The organism is Methylophilus sp., assembly GCF_052173275.1.
In the GTDB taxonomy this organism is placed as follows: domain Bacteria; phylum Pseudomonadota; class Gammaproteobacteria; order Burkholderiales; family Methylophilaceae; genus Methylophilus.
Window position 1 is genome coordinate 1,739,982 of record NZ_JBQMUL010000002.1, and the last position, 20,008, is coordinate 1,759,989.

Below are 20,008 nucleotides of genomic sequence, written 5' to 3' on the forward strand. Positions count from 1 at the left end.
CTTACATGACATCCCTTCGTTCAACCATACTGCCTACCCGTTTGCGCACCGGCCTATTGCTGTTGTCTGCTGCGTTTGCGCTGGCTGCCTGCAGTTTTTTCCCGCCTAGATTGACGGCGACCACGCCTGAAGGCAAGGTGCATGAACTTGCCAAACAGGTGGCCGAGCAACCAGGTGATGTGCAGCTACGTAACCGCTGGTACCGCGAACGCGAGCAGGCGATCAATGCGCTTTCTACTGAAGCCGAAGCCGCGGATGCCAACGGCAATATCGCTGAAGCGAAACAGATTTATGCGCGGGTACTGACGCTGGATGCACATCATCCCAAGGCCCTGGATTATGAAAGAGCGGGGGAGCGCGAACTGATCTTGCGCAAGCAACTGGAAGCCGCCAGACAACAGATGGATCAGCCCAAGGAAGCGCTCAAGCTGGTGCGCGATATCCTGCTCGAACAGCCGGCCAACGAGCAGGCATTGGCGTTGGAAAAGCAACTGATCGCGATGGAAACCCGTGCCCGTGCAGCGTTGCCACAGCTGCAAACCGGCTTAAGCAAACCGGTGACGCTGGAACTGCGTGAGGCCAATATCAAAGTCGTGTTCGAGGCGTTGTCACGCGCCACCGGCGTCAACTTTATCCTGGACAAAGATATTAAGCCGGAAATGAAAGCCTCGGTATTCCTGAAGAAAATGCCGATTGAGGATGCGATTGATATGGTGCTGACCAGCAACGGTTTGCAGAAAAAAGTGCTGTCGGCTAACAGCCTGCTGGTATACCCGGCTACCCAGCAAAAGAATAAGGATTACCAGGATCTGCTGATTCGCAACTTTTACTTTGCCAACACCAGCGCCAAGCAATGTGCCGATATGTTGCGCACCATCCTTAAGATCCGCGATGTCTATGTCGATGAACGCCTGAATATGCTGGTATTGAGGGATAGGCCGGAAGTGCTGGCCCTGGCTGAGAAAATGATCAAGGCGCAGGATATTGCCGATCCGGAAGTGATGCTGGAGATCGAAGTGATGGAAGTCACGCGCGGCAAGCTGCAAAACCTGGGCATCGTTTATCCTAGCTCATTGACCGTACTCAACAGCCCGTTGACGCTGGAGGCACTCAAAAGCCTGAAATCTTCTGATATCGGCGTCAGCCCTAACCCCAGCATACAGTTCAGGACCACAGATACGGATTTGAACCTGCTGTCCAATCCGCGTATCCGCGTCAAGAATAACGAAAAAGCCAAGGTGCTGGTCGGCAACAAAGTCCCGGTGATCACCACCAATACCACGGCTAACGTCGGCACGTCTGAGAGTGTGTCTTATGTCGACGTCGGGCTCAAACTGGAAGTGGAGCCGCGTATCATGCTGGATAACTTCGTCAGCATCAAAGTCAATCTGGAAGTCAGTTCATTGGGTGAAGCGGTGACCCTGAGCAATAACTCCAGGGTGTTTAACATCGGTACGCGTAATGCCAGCACCATCCTCAGACTCAAACATGGCGAGACACAGATCTTGGCGGGCCTGATCCAGGATTCGGAGCGCAAGAATGCGGACAAGATACCTGGGCTGGGTGAAATCCCTATCCTGGGCAGATTGTTCTCCCGCCATAATGATGAGAAACAAAAGACCGAGATCGTGCTGGCGATCACGCCCAAAGTGATCAGCAATGTCACCTTGCCGGAAGCGACTTTCTCTGAATACTGGAGCGGCACCGAAACCATCATTTCTGATAAGCCGCTGTTGAACACGACACCGGTGGCCCCGACTTCGGCGCGTGGAGAGCAATTGCGTGAACAGCAGTTACAGCGTCAGCGTGAACTGAATGAGCCGATAGAGCCACCAGTGATTGAATCTCCTGAAACGCCTGTGCCACCCGAAGCAAGTATACCGGCGCCGGATGCGCTGCCGCCACCGCCAGCGCCAGCCACCTCATTCCCTTCTTCAAACGTCACTCCGACGGTGCCGGGTATGTCGAATAATGTGAATGGTAGTGGTGTGCAAGAACAATCCCCCACCGCCTTACCATCGCCCAAGGTGATCCCGTAATGTGGCTGGCTGAACAGTCAGCAGGTCGGCGCTTATCTGCACGGCGTTGCGCCAGGAAGGGCGGATTTACCCTGATTGAATTAATGGTTTCGCTGACGATTGTTGCCATCATGGCCAGCGTTGCTACGCCTATGGTGCAAGTCACATTGCAGCGGCAGAAAGAACAGCAACTGCGCGACGACCTGCGCGAGATTCGTCGCGCCATTGATGGATATAAAAAAGCCGCCGATGACGGGCGCATCAAGAAAAGTGCCGATGCCACCGGTTATCCGCCCAGTTTGGAAATCCTGGCAGAGGGTGTACAGGACATCAAAGACCCTAAACGCAAGGTATTACGCTTTTTGCGTCGGGTGCCGCAAGACCCTATGCTTAAAGTCCAGCAAATTGCCGGGGTAAGCTCAGCCATAGGCTGGGGGTTGCGCAGTTATGATAGCCCGCCGGAAGCGCCGCGCGCTGGTCAGGATGTTTATGATGTGTACTCCTTAAGCACGCAAACCGGGATCAATGGAGTGCCTTATGCGCAGTGGTAAGCCTGATCTACTCAAACGATGGGCAGGCTTTACCCTGGTGGAGTTGCTGGTGGTATTGTCGATATTGGCTTTATTGTTATCGTTGGCAGTGCCGCGTTATTTTTACGGTGTGCAGCGCGCCAAAGAGCAGGCACTGAAACAACAGCTGGCCACCACCCGCAAGGCACTGGATGAATTTTTTGCCGACCAGGGGCAATATCCCGAGACCTTGCAAGAGCTGGTCGACAAGCATTATCTGGATAAACTGCCGTGGGATGCGATGACCGAACGCAATGATGTCTGGACGATTGCTGCGCCGGAATTGCCCCTGGTCGGTGGCGTGTATTCACTGCACAGCAGTGCCACTGGTCAGGCTGCTGATGGCACGCTGTACACGGACTGGTAGGCTGTGCGGCTGATTAATGAACAATACAGGAGTTTGCTCAGGGCACCACGTGGCTTCTCCTATATCGGCGTGATGGTGACGCTGGTGATTGCCGCTATCGGCATGCAAGGGGCGGCCGTCATGTGGCAGCAACAGACCCAGCGTGCCAATGAAGCCTTATTGCTGGAGGTGGGCGAGGCTTATCGGCTGGCGATAGGGCGCTATTATGAATCCACCCCGCAGCCGGTAAAGCAATATCCGCTGACACTGAGTGAGTTGACGGAAGATAAGCGGTTCCCGGTGCTGAAAAGGCATCTGCGCAGAGTGTATGCAGACCCGTTTGCCACTAAACAGGGCATGGTAACGATAGTACGTGATGGACGTATCATCGGTGTGCACAGCCAGTCATTACAGGTGCCTATTCGGAGTACAGGCTACCAGGAGTTTCAATCCAGCTTTAAAAGCGCCAAGCACTATCGTGACTGGCAGTTTATCTATGAGCCAAATACCTTGGCAGACCTGGAAGAAGCCTGGTCAAAGCGCTAGTGAAATGGGCTTTATTCAGCCGAAGTTGTCTCGTGCGGCAAGCGGATTTTGAACGCGCGATAATAACTTAATACTTTAGGCACATACTGGCGCGTCTCGGCAAATGGCGGCATGGTATTTTGGCGCATTTTGACGGCATTCGGCCCGGCATTGTAAGCGGCGAGAGCCAGTGTCACATCTCCCTCAAACAGCTCAAGCATGTTTTTAAGATAGCGTGAACCCCATAAAATCTGCTGACGAACAGACCATTGCCTGACCGGGATGGCAGACAGGGACTTTGCCGTTGCAGGCAATACCTGCATCAGGCCATAGGCGCCTTTTCTGGATTGTGCCTGCGGATTGTAGCCAGACTCAGTGGCGATCACCGCGTGTATTAATGCCGGGTCTACTTGCATAGACTGTGCGACCGCCTGCACCTCTGCCTGGTAAGGGATATTTCCGGTTTGCCAGCGCAGTTTTTTGAATGCTGGTTGGCGAGTCGCCATATTCCCTTCGGGCAAGGTGTCATCCTCGCTAATATTGCTGATGACCAACTCAGTTTCACTCGAATCATCGAGCCAAATATGATTGGCCAGATGCTGCACTTCCACGGCAGGTTCAGCATAGGTCGCACCCGCACTGGCTAACAGCAGCAGTGCCAGTAAATGTCGGATATGCAGAGGGATCATGCGTGCCATGGTGCAGAAAATAATGCCTAAGTTTTATGACATGGACAAGACAGCCGGCCTTATAGCGTAGTCACATGGCCTCGTATCAAAGACATACTCCACCTCGACTTACTGTTCGCGCGCCGACGCGTTGGCGTCGGCTTCCATCGACAATACATTTACCCATCAGAATGGTTCTTTTTATTGATCCATTGTCATCAATTCATCAACCTACTGACACACCGTAATCATTTTTCTGTCACAAATTCTGCGCAAACTATGCTGCATTTATATAAATAGTATAAAGACATGAGCACAATAACAGGGACGGATCAGGCCAATGACCAGTGGGGATTGGCGCTGAATGAGGAGCAACGCTCGCTATTTATGGAGGTGATTGAGGAGTCATTGCGCTTGCAGCATAGATCCCACTTCTTTAACTGGTTGCAGCGCGGGTTTCAATGTTTGATGGCACATGAAGTCGTGATTGTCGGCGTACGCGGCACAGAGCGCCCAAGCTATGATTACGAGTACTTAACTTCCAGCCGCTATTTTGGCGATACACAGTTTGATCAGGTGTTGCATGAGGCAGATGGCCTGGTCAGTCAGGCGTTTGACCAGTGGAGCAAACTCAGCATGCCGGTGTTTTACCATACCGATATTCCCAGCCAGCAAAACAGCCACTTTGCCATTGAACAAATAGAGGCCGACAGAATGAGCGCCTCTGAACTCAAACGTTTTGTCGTACATGGTTTTGGCAACGAACATAGTCGCATCGCCACCCTAGTCATGTTTGGCCGTTTGAGTTCCCCCATCAATGCGCAAACCGCGCATCTGCTGGAGTTGCTGATGCCTCACTTGCACTGTGCGATTGAGAAAGTCACTGCTAACAAATGTCCCTCTGTACTTTCTACCACCACCCGCAACAGTCGTGTCAAACCCCTGAGCAAACGTGAACTTGAAGTGCTTGAATGGTTGCAGGCCGGCAAAACCAATTGGGAGATCGGCAGCATCATGGAAATAAGTCCGCTCACCATCAAGAACCACGTGCAAAACATCCTCAGGAAAATGGATGTGGAAAATCGCAGCCAGGCTGCCAGTAAAGCGCTCAAGATGGGGTTGATTACCCGCAAGCAATAACGTTCGCTATTCCCCTGCGTTGTCACCAAAACTTATTCTGACACGCCTTTCTTTTAGTCCGTTAGGACTAGTCTTAAATTCAAAACTGTCATCTTCGGTTTCTACAATAAACGGGATTTTTATGCATGTACCACCTGTGCAGCGATTAGCCCGAATTGGCTAGTCTTGGCGGACTAGGGTTTCAAGTCACGCTGTCATGTGAGTCACCCATAATTTTTTGGAACGAGATTTGATGCTTTTTAAAGCAAGTTTGTAGTTTGTTCTTTTTATTATTTTTGTTAGAAATTTGAGGAGAAGTTTATGAAATTTCAATTAAAAGCAATGGTCGCTGCATTGGCATTCTCTGCTGCATCTATGTCAGCTCAAGCTGCGATGGATTTAGGTTCTACTGGTAACGGTAGCTTTGTTCTTTCTTTGTGGAACCAGGCTAGCGGCACTTCAGCGACATTTGATCTTGGTGTTAACTATAGCTCATTCAGCGATTTGGCAAACGGCTCATTCAATCTGGCTTCTGGTAACTATGCTTCTGCATGGAACTCTTTTACTAGTGCGTCAACAACTGGCACTACCTCATGGGCTATTTATGCTGGTGATGGTGGTTTCCTTAACGGTGAAACAGCACGTACAGCAGGTGCTTACGGTTACTACACCACTGCTAACAGCTTGAACGGTTTCGAGAACATCCTTGATACAGGCGCTGTATTTACTGTTGTATCTAACATGGATGTTTACGTCAAGGCCAACAATAACCTTGGTAATCACAACGCTGTTGCCAATGGTGCAAGCGCAGCGACATTAAATGAAATCGCAGGTGCAGGTAGTGTTTACGGTACTGGTGCAGCGGGTGGATCAGGCCCTGCAGCCGGTGCAGTGCTTGGCGGCAGTCTGCAGGTGTTGCATATACTTTCAGGTGGTTCATCAGGCCGTACAAATTTACCACCTGTAGCCAGCTTTATGGCAAATGCTACAGGCACAAACTATACATTTACATTATCTTCAGCAGGCTTATTGTCTGTTGGCGGCAATGTAACTACTCCAGTGCCGGAAGCTGATAGCTATGCCATGTTGCTGGCTGGTTTGGGTGTAATCGGCCTGGTTGCCCGCCGTCGTAAAGCTTAATCATTCATCATCATAATAGTTAAGCCATGAATAACGGCCAGCCACAAGCTGGTCGCCAATCAAACTTTTAGCTTAAGGAAGCGAACATGTTAAAACTAAATAAACTGGCCATCGCATTAGCGGTAACTTTCTCTGCAACAACAGCTTTTGCCGCTGCAGTGACACCAACAGATATTCTGAATGCCACAACATTAAATCAAGCTTGGCTTTCAGGTGCATCTGCGCCTACACAGAACGTAATGTTGGGTTTTGCCGCAGGTTGTGAAGCGAATACATTGGCTGTTTTCCACGGTGGTACTGCAGGTGCTGTTGTTCCTGGTGCTAGTAATACGGGTAATGCGTTTGCATATGCTTGCAAACGTAGTGGCGTAGTTTCTGTACTGTATTACACCAATCAGGGTGGTTCATTAAATGCTTACTCTGCACACGTGCCTAATGATGTCGCAGGTACTGGTTTTGGTGTTAACACAACTTTGAACCGCTTAGCTAACGTGGCTAGTGCAAACTGCTCAAATGTTGGCGCCATCACTGTAACCAACCAAGGTGGCACACCAGTGTACAAATGTGAAAGTGCTGTTATCAATGGTTTCACAGCCACTGACAATACACCGAAAAAACCAGCAGGTGGTTTCTCTGATGTTGAGGCCGCATTGTTTGGGGTGAATGCAGCTGGCTACGGTGAAGAGAAAAATGCAGGTGTAACACAAGTATTTGGTGTGATGGCCTCAGAGCCTCTGTACCGTGCAATGCAAGTGGCACAAGGTATTTACACTACAGTAGCTTTAGCAAACTCAGGCGATGCTGGCTTTTTGCCGCGCAATGCACCTTCAATTAGCAGGGAGCAATATGCTTCTTTAGTGTCTGACCCATTGGTAAGCTGGGCGCCACTAGGTGTTGATATCAATAAAGAAGTGATTGTTGCACGTCGTGTGAATACTTCGGGTACACAAGCTTCATCTAATGCTTTCTTTTTGGGCAACCCTTGTGTAGGTAATCCTTCAACACTTGGCAAATTGTCTCCAATTGGTGCAGATGTTAGCGACCCAGGCTTTGTTAATGTGATTGAAGGCGGCGAGACAAATGATGTTCGTACTGCCATCTCCGGCGCTTCTGCTAATGACGAGTTTGCTATTGGTGTGATTTCGCTTGAAAACGCAGCTGCAACAGGCAGACGTTACCTGAAAGTGGAAGGTGTGCATCCTGAAGCCGGTCCTAACAATACGGTAGATAGCTTTGCTCGCTATACTTCTGCGCAAGGTCAGTATCCTTTCCAAATTGAATTGAAAGCCTTTGTTGCTAATGAAGCAAAAGGTACATTTGGCGAAACCATCATCAACAATATCATTAGCGGCCTTTCTACAGTGTCTTGTACCTCAGTGCCACGTGGCCTAGTACTGAACTCCGCTTCAACTGCTTGTCCAGTTACAAACTCCGGCACACACATTACCAAGGCAACACGCAAAGGTAACAACTGCCGTCCATTGACCTGGAAATTCTAATTAATGATTTAATTATCGCCAAAAGCGACATAAATCTTTTACTAAGCACACCTTACCGGGTGTGCTTTTTTATTTGTATTTCTATATCTCCTTACTCACAGGCATGCGCTGGGCTGGTGTTGAAACTGGCTGGCAATAGCCCATTCTGGCTAGCATAAATGGTCAACGGACTAGTCCGCATTTCATCTTTGTGACACGCGGCTCTTTCAAAATGGCAAGCCGTTAGTAGAGTGTTTTTAGCCCTACCTTAATCCTTGAAAGGTGATGCAATTGTTTCTTCGTGTGCTGTGTATGTTGAGTTGTTTGTGGTCTTTAGCCTTGCACGCGGAAGAGCAAACCCAGCCATCGCCAGAAAAGCGCAATGCATGGGGGACTGCTGCGAGTGAGCAACAGGCCCCGGCAGCGGAGGACCAGGGTGAACCCTTCAACATTTATGAATACGTGGTGAATGGCAACAGTGTGTTGACGGTCACCCAGATTGAGAAAGCCGTCTATCCCTTTTTAGGTGAAAGCCGCACGATTGATGATGTGGAAAAGGCCCGCAGCGCGCTCGAAAAAGCTTTTCACGACGAAGGCTACCTCACTGTATTTGTGAATATCCCGGAACAGGAAGTCAATGCCGGTGTGGTCAAGCTGGACGTACTGGAAGGCAAAATTGAAAAGCTGACGGTTGAAGGCTCCAGGTATTACTCACTAGGTAAAATCAAACAGAGCGTGACCGAATTTGAAGAAGGCCACGTGCCACATTTCCCTACCGTGCAAAAACAAATCGCCTCGGTCAATATCAATGGTGACCGTGTGGTGGCACCGGTGCTGCGGCCAGGTAAATCACCTGGCATGGTGGAAGTCGACTTGAAAGTAGACGACAAGTTTCCCTTGCACGCCAGTATGGAACTCAATGACAGATACACACCCAATACGAGCAGAACACGTCTTTCAGGCAACCTGAGATACGACAACCTCTGGCAAAGCGACCATAGTCTTGGCTTGGGCTTCCAGGTCACACCTGAAGACACCAATGAAGTAAAAGTGTTTTCGGCCACTTACGTGATCCCCTATGCCGGAGATTACTGGGCGTTGTATGGCGTTGTGTCTGACAGTGATATCAGTGCCGTAGGCGATGTCAGTGTCTTAGGTAACGGTAGCATTTATGGCATGCGCTACATACACCCCATGCCCAGCCCGGTTAAGTCTTATAACCACAACCTGACACTGGGTGCTGATTATAAAGACTTCAAAGAAACAACCACACTACTTGGTGCCGATAGTTTTAATACGCCTATCACCTACATGCCATTCCTCATAGGTTATACCGGCAATCTGGTGACCAAAAGCAGCAACACCAAGCTGGATTTGAATTTTATTTTCGGCACACGTGGGTTGGTGAACGACGAAAAAGAGTTTGCAAATAAACGATTCCTGGCCCGGCCTAATTTCTCCTACCTGCGCGGACAGCTTGAACACACGGAAACCTTGCCATCTCAGTGGCAGGTCTACGGTTCCATTGGTGGCCAGACGACAGGCGATTCACTGATCTCGAACGAGCAATACTTCCTTGGTGGCCTGGATACAGTCAGAGGCTATCTGGAAGCCAGCGCGTTGGGTGATCAGGGCGTGAATGCCACGGCTGAATTGAGAACCCCGTCGTTACACAAGTATCTGGGTGACTGGTTCACCGATATGCGTTTCCTGACTTTTTATGATTATGGCTTTGCCAAGATCCGCGATCCATTGCCGCGCCAGATCGAGCAATACATCCTGTCATCGTATGGCTTTGGTCTGGATGTGAAAGGGCGTTTTGGCTCATTCGCCAGGCTGGATTTAGCACAGGCCTTGCGTACGGTTGGCACGGTGGATGATGGTGATATCCGTTTGCACTTTAGAGTAGGTTTTGACTGGTAGTTGTTTTCAGTAAATTGAGATGGTTGTTGAGGTGAAGAAATGAATAAATTACGTTTTAAACTCGTTTTCAGCAAACGACTGGGCATGTTGGTGCCTATTGCCGAAATTTCACGCAGCCATCAAAAAACGGTCACTCCTGCTGCAGTTTCATCAGCGGTGGTTGAGCACTCTGTGTCAGAAAAGCATTTCTGGAAAATATCATCAGGCAGTGCAGTGTTGCTGCTGGCCGGCTGTCTAGGTCTGATCGCGCCGCCCGTCTTCGCGCTGGATGTGAATACCGTACCAACTAATCCAACGACTATTTCCGGTAATGTTGAATATCACCCTAATGGCAATGTCCTGGGCGTGACCACCACCACCAATCAGGCGATTATCCACTGGGAAAGTTTTAGTATCGGTGCCAATGCAACGGTTAACTTCGTCATGCCGAGTACCGCTGCCAGTGTGCTCAATCGCGTGATGGGTGACTCCGCCTCGTTAATTCAAGGCATGCTTAATGCCAACGGTCATGTTTATATTGTGAACCATAATGGTATTTACTTTGGTGCTGGTTCACAGGTCAACGTTGGTTCGTTAACGGCAACCACGCTGGATAACATTCGCGATAAAGCCATTGAGGATATTTATACACAGGGCATTTTATCGAATAAAACCGCCCCCGTATTTTCCTTTGCCGACGCCGTAGGCGTGATTGATGTGGCAGGTAAGGAATTCAATGAAAAAGGTGAAGTCGTCAAAGAGGCCGCTAATATCAAAGCTGCTGATGGCGGCAGGGTGATGCTGTTGGCGCCGGATGTGAAAAACAGCGGCGTGATCAGGGCGGACGACGGCCAAGTGATCCTGGCGGCAGGTAAAACCATTTACCTGAGTACGCTGGATAAATTTGCCGGGCTCCTGGTGGAAGTGAACTCAGGCGGCACTGCCACCAACCTGGGTGATATCTTGGTGAAGAACGGCAATGCCAGCATGATTGGTTTGTCTGTGAATCAGGGCGGGCGTATTTCTGCGACCACGACAGTGCGCTCTAATGGATCGATTTTCCTCAAGGCCAAGGCGATCACACAATTTGAAACGCCGCTGACGGATATTTATGGTCAAGTCAAACTGGGAGAGGGCAGCCTGACAGAAGTCACGGTTGCTCAAGGAGACAATGAGACAGTCAAGAATGCGCAGACAGTTGCCAAGTCCAACATTGAAATCACTGGCCAGAATATTGCCATTGAAGGGACTGTGGTTGCCAATAGCGGCGTGGTGAATGTCACTGGCAAAACTAACTCCGGCACTACCTCCATCTATGTGGGTGATAAAGCGGTGATCGATGTCTCAGGCGTGGATGCCACCGCGCCGATGTCGCGTAATCAGTTGGCGATTGATCTTTATTCTCAACAGTTAAACGACTCCCCTATTTTGAGGGGTGGCGCGCTGTTTGGTAAAAAGCTATACCTGGATGCGAGAAAGGGAACCGGCATTATCAGTCAGGCAGTGATTGATGATGCATTGTTGTCCCAGGACCGTACGGTCTCGGAGCGCATGACCTCAGGCGGTTCCGTTTCATTAGTCGCGGATACTGTTGTGACCAAGCAGGGCTCAGTGATTGATCTTTCCTCTGGCACCACCACTTATGCAGCGGGTAACATCAGGGAAAGCCGGTTGTTTTATAACGGCAAATGGATCAATGCTTCAGACGCCATTGCCGGCGTGCCTTACAGCGCGATTAATGATGAATATAGCATTACCAATGAACGCTTTGGTGTGACCAGAACCTGGGCATTGGCTTCAACGGCAACAGGACAGTTTCAGGCTGGCTATGTGGAAGGCGCAAATGCAGGCAAATTAACTGTAGATGCGACTGCGCTGGCCTTGCAGGGTGATCTTGTCGCACACAAAACCATAGGGACTTTCCAGCGTGGTGACTATGCGCACGTGAGCACGCCACTAGGCGGCACACTGAATATTAACTACCTTGGTGCAGGCGATTTCAATATCACTGACCAGGTGAGTCTTTTACCAACGGAATTCACCAGCGAATCTAGCCTGAGTGACCAGCAAAAGCAGCAAAGCGAATTAAGTACCGGGGTATTTTCTAAAGGGATTAATAACCTCACACTGAACGCAAACTCTGCCAAGATCAATGTCAATGGTGCGATCAATGCCAGCCCAGCTGGCAATATCAGCATAGACGGCGGTGCCGGCGTGAATGTGGCCAGTAATATCACGGTGGCAGGTGGCAATGTGAAGCTGGCTGCGAGCAGTACCGCCGATGTGGTGCTCGCTGAGAATGTCAAAATCAGCACCGCAGGCTTACTCACCAATGATTTGCCGGGGATTCGCGGCGCAATGCAAGGCCAGGTTGTCACGCGTGGTGGCAATGTCACCGTCACAGACGGCCTGGTCATGAAAAACGGCTCAAGCATTGATGCAAACTCTGGTGCCTGGATCAAAAGCAATGGCCAGGTGGCCTCTGCACAAGGCGGCAATGTTGATGTCACCCTGGCGCAAAACTCGATTGCCGATGGCGCCATCACTTCCTATGGCCTGGTCACTAATGGCACCCAGTCCAGTGGCGGCCAACTGGCTGTGCATCTGCAAGGCGTCACCGGCACCAGTGGCGTCAAAGATATCCAGCTTGGTGGCAAGAATACGCAAGCCGCTAATACGCTGTATTTATCAGAAGGGTTTTTCAAGTCAGGCGGCTTCTCTCAGTACACGATTGATAATCAAAACAATGTGTTAGGGTCTATTTCCGTGGGCGATGCCTCTGGTAGCCAGACGGTGATCCACCCGGAACAAGCGACTCGTTTCTTATCTAGCGCTTCGCGTGGCATATCTAACGGGCTGATGCCGGATAACATCACTACCCCTGTGATGAGACCCGCGGATACCAGGCAGCCTGTCTCCATCAGCCTGAATGCTGGCAATCAGTTCACGCTGCACGAAAATGCATTATTGAGTACTGACGCACCGACCGCCGTGAATGGTCCCAAAGGCAATGTCAGCATTACTTCTTTAGGGCAGATGTCGATCTTGGGCGGCATAGATGCACCCTCTGCCAATGTGACACTGGCGATCAAAGCATTGCCGGGCAGTGCAACCATTCCTAACTCAAAATTTGATAATACCTTGAGTTTATTTGTCGGGGAGAAGGCGTACATCAATGCACGCGGTGCCTATATTGCGCCACCTTCAGCCGATGGTACCTTGCGTCAAAACGCAGTTGCCAATGCCGGCAATATCTCTCTTTCTGCAGAAAATGGTGTGCTGATCTTAAAAGAAGGCAGCAAACTGGATGTGTCAGCCGTTTCTGGTGCAGTTGATTTGCCAGTCAGTGGCGGTTTTGCGCGCCAGCAGGTAGATGGTAATGCTGGCAGCATTAAACTTGCTGGTAGAGATGGCCTGGCGCTGGATGGTGATCTGCAAGGCCAGGCCAGTGGTACGGGTGCGGCCGGTACCCTCGAATTAAGGTTGGGGGGTATTGATGCAGTCGGCACAGAAGGCAATAGCAATGACCCCTTGTTTTATGCTGGCGGACAGCGGATATTGACTGTCACCCAGCAGCATCAGGTGGTATCAGGCAGTAATAGTGCCGGGTCACTCACCAGTAATCTGATTGACACTTCAAGCCCGCAAAAACCACTGACCAACGCAGTGGGCAAAGGACAGATTTCTGCAGAGCAAATCACCAAAGGTGGTTTTGATAATGTGGCATTGCGCGTGGATTATGTACAGGAAAATTCCGCAAGTGGCCTGGTGTTTGAAAATGGGCTGACGCTGAATGTCCCTTCAGTGCTCACCTTAGATGCCTCCTCTATTTCTGGCGCTGCCACGGTGAATAGTGCCGCATTGGTGCTCACGAACAGTAATGCGACTGCATTGGTGAACCCAACGCTGGGCACCGGGCAGTTGCAGTTCAATGCTGATTTTGTCGATGTGATCGGCAATGTCGCTTTCACCAACATCAATGAGTTGCAGATCAAGAGCAAGGGCGATATCAGACTAGGTGGTATCAGGAGCCGGTCTAGCAGTACCGGGTCATTGGTCACCCCACACAAAGTGGTTATGGATGCGGCACAGATTTACCCTGTCACGGCGCATGCTTTTGAAGTGAAGCCGACTGGCAACAACACTGTGATTGAAGTAAGAAACAGCAGCAACGCTAGCAGCCAGGTACCACTTTCAGCACAAGGCAAGCTGACATTGACGGCAGACCACATTTCTCAATTAGGCACGATACGTGCACCGTTGGGGCAGATCAGCCTGAATGCAGCAGAGTCGCTGGTGATGGGTGAGCGTAGCCTGACGTCCGTGTCTGCCGAGAACAGTTTGATCCCTTACCTGGTGACAACTTTAGGCGGCAGCCGATTGGTGGCGGACAAAGATAGTGTGCAAAGTGACGCCAGCCCATACGCCGGCAAGAAGATTTCGCTGAATAGTAAAAACGTGGATATGCAAGAAGGGTCGACCGTGGATATTTCCGGCGGCGGCGATATGCTGGCATATGAGTGGATTCAGGGGATAGGCGGTACGGTGGATGTCCTGAACCAGAGTGGCTACTACGCCGTCATGCCTGGCCTGGGCAATCAGTACGCCCCTTATGATTTTAATATGCAAAGCAACTCGGATGTGGCGCTCGGTCAGGCCATCTATCTGGCGGGTGGCAATGGCCTGGCAGCGGGCAAATATACGCTGTTGCCAGCACATTATGCCTTGTTGCCAGGCGCTTACTTGGTTAAGGCGAGTGCTACTCAGGTGCCTATCAATGCAGCACTCGGGCAGCTGGATGGTGGCACATTGATGTCGGGTTACTTCACGCGTCTGGATGACACTAGCCGCAGCCAGTTCAATAGTTTCAGTGTTTACAATGGCAATGTGTTTACCGTCAATGCAGCAACCAAAGACTACAAGGGCCCTGCAGAATATCTGCTGACTTATCTGAACGACTTTTACAGCAAGCAGGCCTCAGCTAATAACACGACATTGAACCTGCCAAAAGATGCTGGCCAGCTTTCAATCCAGGCACTGAATCAACTGGAGCTCAACGGTCAAATCACGGGTAAAGCCGTGGCGGGGGGCAGAGGCGCGCTCGTCGATATTTCTTCAAACCGGATCGAAGTGGTTTCTGCTGTGAGCCCGCCAAAAACAGGTGTGCTGACTTTAACTGCAGAGCAATTAAACAATATTGATGCTGAAAGTATCTTGCTGGGTGGTAGCCGGACGGTACAGGGCAATAAGCAAACGATTACGACCAATGCGTCTGAGGTGGTTTTCGCCAATGATGCGACGAATTCGGTCAGCACCACCGAGTTGCTGGTGGCTGCAAAAGATGAAGTGCGCTTGCGTGAAGGTGCTTCCATTCAAGCCGATGAATCCGCAAATGGCAGCGTGGGCGTGCGTGAATTGCAAACGGAAGGTGCAGGTGCTTTTCTTGCGGTTTCCGCGTTCAACACCTTGTCGTTCGATCGCAGTAATGCGTCTAGTCTGACTGGCGTAATGGCGATTGAAAATGGCGCCAGCCTGGGGGCCACGCGCTCTGCGGTGGTTGATGCCAGCCGCAGTTTGAGGCTGGATGGCACGCTTGCTGTCGGACAAGGCGGCTCGCTAACCCTGGGGACAAATCGTTTCCTGCTGGGTGACGCCGCTTCAGGTATTGATGGCACCAAACTCAGCCAGCAAACCTTACTCTCGTTTGGTGATTTAAGCCGGTTGAGTCTTAACAGCTACCAGAATATTGATATTTATGGCCAGGTAAGCCTGGGCAGTGATCAACTGAACTTAACGCTGAATACCAGTGGCCTGGCCCATCATGGGGATGGCAATGTTCAAATCAATGCCAATACGCTGACCTTGAAAAATACGCAGGATGGCAGTGTATTCAATGCGCCCACTGATTCAAACAACGCCACACTGGTCTTGAATACAAAGAATACCGTACTCGGCGAGACGCAGTCGGTCAAAGGCAATAAGCAGCGCTTTGATATTCAGGGCTTTGATCATGTCAATGTGAATGCGCAAGAAGCCATCACGGTGTCTGGTAAAGGCCAGGTGGATGTGAAAGCCACTTCCACACAATTGAGTGCGGCAAAAATCACGGCGGATACCGGCGCTAACTATGCCCTGAATGCCACCGGCAAACTTGAAACCACCAGCAATGGCCAGGCGTTAGCTGAAACCAAAGGCTTTGGTGGCAAGCTCGCCGTGACCGCCAGTGAAACCGTCATCAACAGTACGGTGGAGTTATTGGCTGGTCAATTTAACGCGACATCAACGAATGCAGATTTGAAGCTGAATTCAAACGGCAAGATCATTACGCGTTCGACAACTGTACAATTTGACCAGACACACGTCAAAAATACAGATGCAGGTGACGTGACCCTGACTTCTGCGACAGGCAACGTCGAGGTGGCAGAAAATGCCTTGATTGATGTGTCTGGAGGTAGCCAGCAAGGTGACGCCGGTTCTTTGACTGTCAATGCAAAGAATGGCCAGTTTGTGGTGGCTGACGGCGCGCTCAAAGGCGGTGCATCTGCCAATGAGCAGGCAGGTGAGTTCAAGTTAGATGTGAAGGCACTAAACAACTTCAGCCAGGTCAACAAGGCGCTGGAAACCGGCAAGTTCAATCAGTCACGGGATATTCGTGTCAGAACCGGTAATGTCGATATTCAGGCAACGGATACCGTCACATCAAAACAGTTTGTTCTGGGTGTGGATGCGGGTGATGCCAATATTGCCGGCAGGATCAATGCAGATAGTAATAAAGGTGGTGAAGTCGCCATTTACGCAAATGGCCTGGTCAAACTGGCGAATACTGCCGTGATCACCGCCCGCGGCTTGCAGGCCAATCAATCTGCGGGCGATGTGCAAACGGGCTCTGGCGGCGATGTGTTGCTTTCATCGAATAGCCTGAGTAGCGTCAATGCCGTGTCTGCCGAAGCTGGCGCCACCATAGACGTGAGTGGTTACGATAAAACGGCCAACAATAATGTCGGCCTCGATGGCGCCGATGGCAGTGTGACGTTGCGTGGACGCCGCGGCACCACAGGCAACACCAATACGGTGAACGTCGCGTTTAACACGACTGGTGCCATTAAAGGCGCAGCTGAGGTGCGGGTAGAGGGTGTCAAAACCTACACCAGTGACAGCTTTAATAGCGGTATTGCTGGCCTGGTGACAGACACCAATAATTTCTACAATGCAAACCCGGATGCGGGCAGCTATGCCAAGACGAAAGATGGGTTGGTGGCTCAGGTATTGCCACACATCGAAGTGAAAAGCACTGGCAATATGACTTCTGATGCCGACCAAAACCTGCGCGTATTTGGTCTGTTGCAGGTGGGTAAGGGCGGGACGCTGACATTGATGTCAGGTGGCGATCTCGCACTCAATGGTTCTCTCAGTGATGGATTCAGCACGGCAGCCACCAACGGCGTTTTGCAGCCAAACACCAAAACCTTTAATTTAAACTTCATTGCCGGAGCAGATTACACTGCGGCTAACCAGTATGCGACTAAGAATGAAGTGGGTAATTTTAGTCTGGCAACTGGCAAGCTGATCCGTACTGGCGAAGGCGATATCACAGTGGTTGCCGGGCGTAATATTGACCTTGCGCCGAATGCGAATATTTATACGCTAGGCAAAACCGTTGCCAATGTGGATGGCTTTACATTACCTCGTGCGGTGGCTAACTCCAGTGATGGAAACTCCTATAACGTGAACGGCAGCTACGTAAACAATGGCGGTGATATCGAGTTGCGCGCTGGGAAAGACATTACCGGAAGTTTGTCCGGGCAGACTGTCAACGAGTGGCTTTCACGTCAGGGCACCCTGACCAGAATAGGGGCCCGAGGCGCGGTCAGGGATACCAGCTGGTGGATCCGGGCTGACCTGTTTAACCAGGGTGTGGCAGCATTGGCGGGTGGCGATGTCACGGTGAAAGCGGGCGGCAATATCACAGACTTTTCGGTAGCCTCCGCGACCAATGCACAATTTGATAATGCAGGTACGCCTGCAACAGGTAATTCTGTGGTCAATGGCGGCGGCGATATCAATATCCATTCGGGTGGCGATTTAACCAACGGTATTTATTACAATGGCCGTGGCGAGTTGAATATCCGTGTGGATGGCGATATCAAGAAAACCGGTACCACCGGCACCACTATCGCTTTGCAGGATGCTAAAGCAGATGTGCGCGCCACGGGTGCAGCGTTGATTGAAACCGTCTATAACCCAACCTTGTGGATGCAGAATACCAATGTCACCAACAGTGACAACCTGACGTTTTTCAATACCTACACGGATAACAGCGGTTTTAGCCTGTCAGCGCTCTTGGGTAACCTGACCATAGGCCAAAGTGATCCGGGAAGTTTAAATAAAGGCACTTTATTTAATGATGACAACAACTCTTTGGGCGCCGTCATCAAAAATGATATGGCCGCTATCCATCCTGGCCTGGTAGAAGCCACGGCGTTTGGCGGGGGCATCACAGTGAACAAGATCATTGTTGCACCTTCAAAAAATGGCGGGTTGAATTTGCTGGCAAACGCAGATATTGTCGGTGCAGTGTCTTCCGCCGAGCGTGATAAGCCCGTGGCCCAGATCCTGATGTCCAATGCTGATACTGCCACTAACTTAAGTATTCAGAACCCGTTTGCAGGCAGGCCTACCGATAACCTGGTGTTGTTTGGTGACCTGAAGTATGGCAATAAGCCTAGCTCTGTGAATACGGGCACAGCCAACACCGCAGTGATCGTCTCGAAAACAGGCAGTATTGACCTGCCTGGCGACCCGCCTGCCAGCCTGGTCTCGCAAGCAGAAGGTGCTGGCGCATTTGGCCTCAAGACCTCTATGCCCGCCTATATTTCTGCGGGTAAAAACCTGACCCTGAATGCCTCGATTCAGCATAACAATCAAAATGATCTGAGTTATCTGAAGGCGGGTAACGACATTGTGATGAAAGCCAATCAGCCACTCGCCAAAATAGAGGTGAACGGCCCGGGTGATCTGATTGTGCAGGCAGGCAGAGATATCAACCTGGGCAATTCTGCCGGTATCTTATCTCGCGCTAACAACGTCAACCCTAACCTGGCAACCAACGGGGCCAACATTACGGTACTGGCTGGGGTGGGTGAGCTAGGTGCTGATATTGCAGGTTTTATCAGCCTGTATATAGACCCGCAAGGCCGTGGCCCAGTGAGCCTGCAAGAAGCATCTGCGCTGGGTGAGTATCGCGCCAAGGTTAATGCGAGTGTGCATGCCTATATGCAAAAAATGACAGGTAAAACCCTCACCGTTGATCAGGCGATGCAGCTTTACCTAGCACTGGATGTGAACAAGCAGTCGCCCCTGGTGTATGACGTATTCAGCAAAGAAATGGTCTTTGCGATCAAGGATTATGTTCAGACTGCCAATACTGAAAGAGGCGATGCAGTCATCAGTGGTTTATTCCCCTCACAACGTACCTACAATGGCAATATTTCAATGTATCAGAGCCAGATAGTGACTGCACGTGATGGCAATATCAATCTGCTGCTGCCGGGCGGATTGCTGAATGCCGGTGTGGCCGCAGACCCGGCTAACCTCCCGCATGGTATCGGGATCATCACTGAGCGTGGCGGTTACATTAATGTCTATGCTGAAAAAGGCTTTGAGGTGAACCAGTCCAAAGTGAAAACGCTGTTTGGTGGTGACTTGATTGCCTGGGTGAATAACGGTGATATTGACGCCGGGCGAGGCTCCAAAACGGCGGTGTCTATTCCTGAACGTAATCCGATTATCGATAACCAGGGTAATGTCACTGTGGAAGTAAAAGGGGTTGCTTCAGGCAGCGGCTTGGCGACAGAAACCTATGATCCGGATGGGCCAAATGGAGGCATGGTAGCGCCTAAGTCTGGCACTGTTTATCTGGCTGCACCGCGAGGGGCACTGGATGCCGGCGAGGCGGGGGTTTCCTCTGGAGGCGACTTGTTTGTCGGGGCGCAGGTCATTAATAACGCGACCAACATCACCGCGGCAGGTACCTCTGCCGGTGTTCCGGTCGCGGATACTGGCAGCCTGGCCGGTTCACTGGCAGGTGTCACCAGCACGGCGGCGGGTGTCAGCAATGCCATGACTGAGAGTCTGGCTAACCAGATGGGTAACCAGAATGTGGCGCCTAAAGAATTGCCACCTATCGTGACCGTGAAGACGATTCGTTTAGAGGATTGATAAGCTAAACGGATGAGAAAAAGCG

Annotated in this window: 10 protein-coding genes; 9 read left to right on the forward strand and 1 reads right to left on the reverse strand. The window is 50.8% G+C overall.

Annotation, left to right across the window (positions count from 1 at the left end; translation table 11 throughout):
• Positions 1 to 5 precede the first annotated feature (5 nt).
• Genes ACTS9Y_RS09850 through ACTS9Y_RS09865 form a run of 4 tightly spaced genes read left to right on the forward strand, consistent with a single transcriptional unit; the run spans position 6 to position 3,479 of the window.
• Positions 6 to 2,039, forward strand: coding sequence for a secretin N-terminal domain-containing protein (locus tag ACTS9Y_RS09850; RefSeq protein ID WP_442585753.1), 2,034 nt, complete (start codon positions 6 to 8; stop codon positions 2,037 to 2,039).
• The gene (locus ACTS9Y_RS09855; protein WP_442585754.1) at positions 2,039 to 2,569 is read left to right on the forward strand and encodes a type II secretion system protein; all 531 of its coding nucleotides are present in this window, start codon (positions 2,039 to 2,041) and stop codon (positions 2,567 to 2,569) included. Before ACTS9Y_RS09850 ends, ACTS9Y_RS09855 begins: the two co-directional genes overlap by 1 nt.
• Positions 2,556 to 2,954, forward strand: a complete 399-nt coding sequence (locus tag ACTS9Y_RS09860; protein ID WP_442585755.1) for a type II secretion system protein — start codon at positions 2,556 to 2,558, stop codon at positions 2,952 to 2,954. The genes ACTS9Y_RS09855 and ACTS9Y_RS09860 overlap by 14 nt, the downstream gene beginning before the upstream one ends.
• A gap of 3 nt (positions 2,955 to 2,957) precedes the next feature.
• Positions 2,958 to 3,479: a type II secretion system protein gene (locus ACTS9Y_RS09865; protein ID WP_442585756.1), complete on the forward strand. Its 522-nt coding sequence runs from the start codon at positions 2,958 to 2,960 to the stop codon at positions 3,477 to 3,479.
• 11 nt (positions 3,480 to 3,490) lie between these two features.
• Here ACTS9Y_RS09865 and ACTS9Y_RS09870 read toward each other — a convergent pair whose 3' ends face one another.
• Complete coding sequence (locus tag ACTS9Y_RS09870; protein WP_442585757.1) at positions 3,491 to 4,156, reverse strand: lytic transglycosylase domain-containing protein; 666 nt, start codon at positions 4,154 to 4,156, stop codon at positions 3,491 to 3,493.
• A gap of 279 nt (positions 4,157 to 4,435) precedes the next feature.
• Between ACTS9Y_RS09870 and epsA the strand changes: the two genes are divergently transcribed.
• From epsA to ACTS9Y_RS09895, 5 genes are all read left to right on the forward strand, one after another.
• Positions 4,436 to 5,266 (forward strand): XrtB/PEP-CTERM-associated transcriptional regulator EpsA, encoded by an 831-nt coding sequence (gene epsA, locus ACTS9Y_RS09875; protein WP_442585758.1) that lies wholly within the window; start codon positions 4,436 to 4,438, stop codon positions 5,264 to 5,266.
• Between the two features lie 300 nt (positions 5,267 to 5,566).
• Positions 5,567 to 6,385, forward strand: a complete 819-nt coding sequence (locus ACTS9Y_RS09880) for a PEP-CTERM sorting domain-containing protein (RefSeq protein ID WP_442585759.1) — start codon at positions 5,567 to 5,569, stop codon at positions 6,383 to 6,385.
• 86 nt (positions 6,386 to 6,471) lie between these two features.
• Positions 6,472 to 7,884, forward strand: coding sequence for a hypothetical protein (locus ACTS9Y_RS09885; RefSeq protein WP_442585760.1), 1,413 nt, complete (start codon positions 6,472 to 6,474; stop codon positions 7,882 to 7,884).
• A 264-nt stretch (positions 7,885 to 8,148) separates the two neighbouring features.
• Positions 8,149 to 9,786, forward strand: coding sequence for a ShlB/FhaC/HecB family hemolysin secretion/activation protein (locus ACTS9Y_RS09890; RefSeq protein ID WP_442585761.1), 1,638 nt, complete (start codon positions 8,149 to 8,151; stop codon positions 9,784 to 9,786).
• Positions 9,787 to 9,825: 39 nt separating this feature from the next.
• The gene (locus ACTS9Y_RS09895) at positions 9,826 to 19,983 is read left to right on the forward strand and encodes a filamentous haemagglutinin family protein (protein ID WP_442585762.1); all 10,158 of its coding nucleotides are present in this window, start codon (positions 9,826 to 9,828) and stop codon (positions 19,981 to 19,983) included.
• The last annotated feature ends 25 nt before the right edge of the window (positions 19,984 to 20,008 follow it).

Coding starts and splice junctions, on each gene's coding strand:
- ACTS9Y_RS09890 (WP_442585761.1), top strand. CDS start 8,149: ATGCAATTGTTTCTTCGTGTGCTGTGTATGTTGAGTTGTTTGTGGTCT.
- ACTS9Y_RS09885 (WP_442585760.1), top strand. CDS start 6,472: ATGTTAAAACTAAATAAACTGGCCATCGCATTAGCGGTAACTTTCTCT.
- ACTS9Y_RS09850 (WP_442585753.1), top strand. CDS start 6: ATGACATCCCTTCGTTCAACCATACTGCCTACCCGTTTGCGCACCGGC.
- ACTS9Y_RS09860 (WP_442585755.1), top strand. CDS start 2,556: ATGCGCAGTGGTAAGCCTGATCTACTCAAACGATGGGCAGGCTTTACC.
- ACTS9Y_RS09880 (WP_442585759.1), top strand. CDS start 5,567: ATGAAATTTCAATTAAAAGCAATGGTCGCTGCATTGGCATTCTCTGCT.
- ACTS9Y_RS09870 (WP_442585757.1), bottom strand. CDS start 4,156: ATGGCACGCATGATCCCTCTGCATATCCGACATTTACTGGCACTGCTG.
- ACTS9Y_RS09855 (WP_442585754.1), top strand. CDS start 2,039: ATGTGGCTGGCTGAACAGTCAGCAGGTCGGCGCTTATCTGCACGGCGT.
- epsA (WP_442585758.1), top strand. CDS start 4,436: ATGAGCACAATAACAGGGACGGATCAGGCCAATGACCAGTGGGGATTG.
- ACTS9Y_RS09895 (WP_442585762.1), top strand. CDS start 9,826: ATGAATAAATTACGTTTTAAACTCGTTTTCAGCAAACGACTGGGCATG.